The sequence below is a fragment of the Helicobacter sp. UBA3407 genome (genome assembly GCF_949747025.1).
GTDB classification, from domain to species: Bacteria; Campylobacterota; Campylobacteria; order Campylobacterales; family Helicobacteraceae; genus Helicobacter_D; species Helicobacter_D ganmani.
Map to the genome: position 1 here is coordinate 1 of NZ_CATKCB010000078.1, position 4,074 is coordinate 4,074.

4 protein-coding genes are annotated in these 4,074 nt (G+C 40.9%); 1 reads left to right on the forward strand and 3 read right to left on the reverse strand.

The genetic code is table 11. The features are described from left to right. Positions 1–146 precede the first annotated feature (146 nt). On the reverse strand, positions 147–917 hold the full coding sequence (gene hisF, locus Q1553_RS01720) for an imidazole glycerol phosphate synthase subunit HisF (protein ID WP_300765053.1): 771 nt from the start codon (positions 915–917) through the stop codon (positions 147–149). Between the two features lie 96 nt (positions 918–1,013). Between hisF and trpS the strand changes: the two genes are divergently transcribed. Then, entirely contained in the window at positions 1,014–2,003 is a 990-nt protein-coding gene (gene trpS / locus Q1553_RS01725) for a tryptophan--tRNA ligase (protein WP_299385133.1), read from the forward strand. Here trpS and Q1553_RS01730 read toward each other — a convergent pair. Together Q1553_RS01730 and waaF are read right to left on the reverse strand one after the other, a co-directional pair. Further along, positions 2,000–2,863 carry an MqnA/MqnD/SBP family protein gene (locus Q1553_RS01730; protein ID WP_298495469.1) on the reverse strand — a complete coding sequence of 288 codons (864 nt, stop codon included), beginning with the start codon at positions 2,861–2,863 and terminating at the stop codon, positions 2,000–2,002. The two genes, trpS and Q1553_RS01730, sit on opposite strands and share 4 nt — an antisense overlap. Continuing rightward, positions 2,860–3,984: a lipopolysaccharide heptosyltransferase II gene (gene waaF, locus Q1553_RS01735; protein ID WP_115551887.1), complete on the reverse strand. Its 1,125-nt coding sequence runs from the start codon at positions 3,982–3,984 to the stop codon at positions 2,860–2,862. The genes Q1553_RS01730 and waaF overlap by 4 nt, the downstream gene beginning before the upstream one ends. Positions 3,985–4,074: the final 90 nt, after the last annotated feature.

The following is a 4,074-nucleotide window of genomic DNA, read 5'->3' on the forward strand; positions in this document are numbered from 1 at the left end:
ATTGACATTTTAAGCGAGATTCTGCAAGGAATTAAGGCGTAAGATTCTATTGTTTCTTTTCTTTATGCAAGATTATAGATTGCTTCAGCCCTAAAGGGCTTCGCAATGACGCAATGTCAAGTCTTGCAAGGACACGCAAAGGCGCGTTAAATCCTCACTGCAATTCCGTGCGCCTTTAGATACTGCTTCAAATCCATAATGTGGATTTCTTGATAATGAAAAATAGACGCGGCAAGTGCGGCATCTGCGCCATTTAAAAAGGCTTGCAAAATGTGCTCTTTACTTCCTGCTCCACCGCTTGCGATAAGCGGAATCCCAACCGCGCTAGATATGGCGCGTAACTGCTCTAAATCATAACCTGCCTTTGTCCCATCGCAATCCATACTTGTAAGCAGAATCTCACCTGCTCCGCGCTCACAGGATTCCTTTGCCCATTGTTCCAAATCCACCCCCGTGTTGTTGCGTCCCCCGTGCGTATAGACTTCCCAACCTTTCCCATTTGTGCGCCTTTTGGCGTCAATGGCTACGACAATACATTGAGAACCAAACCGCTTTGCACCTTGCGTAATCAAATCAGGATTCTTAAGTGCCGAGGAGTTAAGGCTGACCTTATCGCAGCCCGCATTCAGCAAATCATAAATATGTTCCAAACTTGAAATCCCTCCCCCAACCGTTAGTGGGATAAACACTTCTTTAGCGACATTGCGCACCATTTCAAGGGTTGTATTCCTTGCCTCAAGGGTGGCGGTAATATCCAAAAAGGTAATCTCATCTGCACCCTCGTCATTATAACGTCTAGCAACCTCTATCGGATTCCCTGCGTCTTGAAGCCCTACGAAATTTACACCCTTAACCACGCGTCCATTTTTAATATCCAAACACGGAATGATTCTCTTTGCCAATGTGTCTTTGCTCATTTTGTTTCCTTTTATTTGTAAAATCTTAGCAAATTTTCTTTTAAGTCCAAGTTTTGGCTATAATTGCGGCTTGATTTAAACTTATTAAGGATTATTATGCAAAAGTCGCGCGTGTTTTCTGGGATTCAACCCACAGGCAATATCCATTTAGGAAATTATTTGGGCGCAGTGAAAAATTGGGTAGAAAATCAAGAAAAGTATGAAAATATTTTTTGTGTGGTAAATTCTCACGCAATTACGATTCCGCAAAATCCGAGTATTCTGCGCGAAAAAACCTATGATTTATGTGCAATGCTCCTTGCTTGTGGGATTAACCCTAAAGAGTCCATTTTGTTTATTCAGTCCAAAATCCAAGAACACACTTCTTTAGCGTGGCTATTAACTTGCATTACGCCAATGGGCGATTTAAGTAGAATGACGCAGTTCAAAGATAAGAGTGCGAAGAATCCTAAGCAGATTCTAGCTGGGCTTTTTAATTATCCTAATTTAATGAGTGCGGATATTTTGCTCTATCAAAGCAATCTCGTGCCTGTCGGAGAAGACCAAAAGCAGCATATTGAGTTAGCGCGTGATACCGCAATACGCTTTAATCGGGATTTTGGAGAAACTTTTGTTGTGCCTGAACCTTTGATTTTGAAAGAGGGCGCGCGCATTATGGGGTTAGACGACCCGACAAAGAAAATGAGTAAAAGCTCTAGTGATAAGCCAAACCATTCTATTGCTTTAATTGATACACCCGAAACGATAATAAAAAAATTCAAAAAGGCAACAACGGATAGTGAGGGGATTATCGCGTTTGATAAGAATCGCGCGGGTGTTTATAATCTACTCAATATTTATCAGTGCTTTACTAAACAAAAAGTAGAGGAGATTGAAGCAGAGTTTGCGGGGCAAGGTTATGGAAAGTTAAAGGAAAGGGTAGCAGAAGTCGTAATTGAGGGATTGCGCCCGATTCGGCAAGCCTATGAAAAACTAAGCAGCGAAAAGGATTATTTGCATAGAATCTTGCAAGAAGGAGAATCGCGCGCACGTGAGATTGCTGCTACAACCTATAAAGAAGCTAAAGAAAAAATAGGGCTAATTTAGCTGTTGCGGAAATCTTTATATTCGGTTGGAATCAAGCAGTCTCGCACTTCTAGGATTTGTGAGTAGATTTTATAATCAAAACCGATTCTAAAAAGCGCGTTGATTGCTTCTAGCTGCTTTTTGCTTAGACTTATGGAATCCTTGTTGGCATAAAGGTTGAGGTAGGTTTCTAGATGTTTGGAATCTACGCGAATGAGATTCCGCTCTTGGAGCATTTTGGATAAAAGCGGCTTGTTTTCTAGTGCGACTTCAACCGCTTTTGTCAGCATTTCCTCGCAGAGTATAGCAATACTTAGTGGCAAGGAGCGGCGGATACACATTCCCCCAAGTGGTAAAGGCAAGTCTTGCTTGTTTAATTCGCGCCATATATCCCAAATCTCTCGCTCTGTTTCTAGCCTTTCATCAAAAGTTAAAATGGATTCGTGGATTAATACGCCCGCATCTACTTCACCGCTTAACACCGCATTTTCAATTTCAAGGAAATTTTTATAAACGATTCTTGCTTGCGGATAAGCAATTTTGAATAACATAGCATTCGTTGTGTGCGCACCACTTAAAGCAACTTTGAAGTTTTTTTTCAGATTCTTGCTCTTTAGCTTAATCAGTTTGGGTCCATAACCTTCTCCAAAGCTAACTCCCGTTCTTAGCAAGCATTGCTCCTGCGCCACAAGAGGATAAACTCCAAAGGAAATCGCAGAAATATCTAGCTCGCCCTTTAAGGCTTTAATATTCAGTGTTTCAATGTCTAGCGCACAGGATTGGAAATAAATTTCAGGATTGCTAACCCAACCAAAGGCAATCGCATAATACATAAACAAATCGTCTGCGTCGGGAGAATGTCCTAAGCTCAAAGTTCTCATTGTTGCTCACTTGCTAATTTTTGGGTGGATTGTATTTTAATTTCGCTTATAAGGGATTGAATCTTGTTGATGACAAGATTTGGTGTGAGATTCCGCATACAAGTGTGGTAATCTGTGGAATCTTTGGGAATAGGGCAAGTGCGTTGCATACAAGGCATACAAGGAAGTTTTTGGTGGAATGTTTCAAGGGAGAGAATATGCGAATTTTTGGCATTAAAGGGGCAGGTTTCCTTGATGTTTGTAGGTCCAAAAAGGGCGAGAGTTGGAATCTCCAATGCGCTTGCAATGTGCATAGGACCGCTGTCGTTGGTAAGCAAAAAGTTAAGTTTAAGAAAGTATGCCATGAGACTTTCAATTGTAGTTTTTCCGCTTAAATTGAGAATGTTTTGGAACGCAGATTCTGTGAAATGTGGAATCGCACGCAAATACTCTAGTATTTTGTCGTTAATCGCATTTTCGCTTTGCACACCAAAAAGAATGATTTTATAATCTTGGCTTAACAAAAACCAAATGACTTGCGCAAAATAGGATTCCTCCCATCTTTTTGCTACTCCAAAGGCTGCTCCTGCATTAATCCCTGCAATTTTGGAATCTTTAAAATGTTGCGGTAAAGTAATTTGTAGATTTGGCTTTTTAAGGTAGAGTTTGGGTGGAATCTCCAAAGATTCAAAGTTTTGATTTTGAGTTTGGAATCTTTGGGAGTGCAAAGCGGATTCTACAAGTCTTGCAAAACGTGAAGCTTCGTGAATGTCTGTGGGTTTTTTGGGGTGGAATGTGAGCAGAAAACTTCGCATTTCTTTTGCAAATCCCGCACGAAATTTTGCACCATTGAAGTAAAGCAAAAGGGCAGAGAGGAAGTTGTTTTGAAAGGTGAATCCCAAATCGCAAGGCGGAATGGATTTTGCAAGTCGGTAGAGGCTTGGGATTCTAAACTTTGCCTTTTTGCTTTTGTCTTCTAATATGCTTACGCGGGGATAATGCGCGAAAAGTGCAATGCTTGTAGCACTTCCGACTAAATAAAAATGCGCTTGAGGAAAGCGCAAAAATAGAATCTCTAGTGCAAAAGTTGCCATTACAGCGTCTCCTAGCCAATTTGGGATTCTAACTAAAATCTTATTCATAGTTTCTCCAAAATTTCTTGTGTAATTGCCTGAATGCTCTGGTCTGCATTAATCACATAGTGTGCGCAAGATTGGTAATGCTTTAGGCGC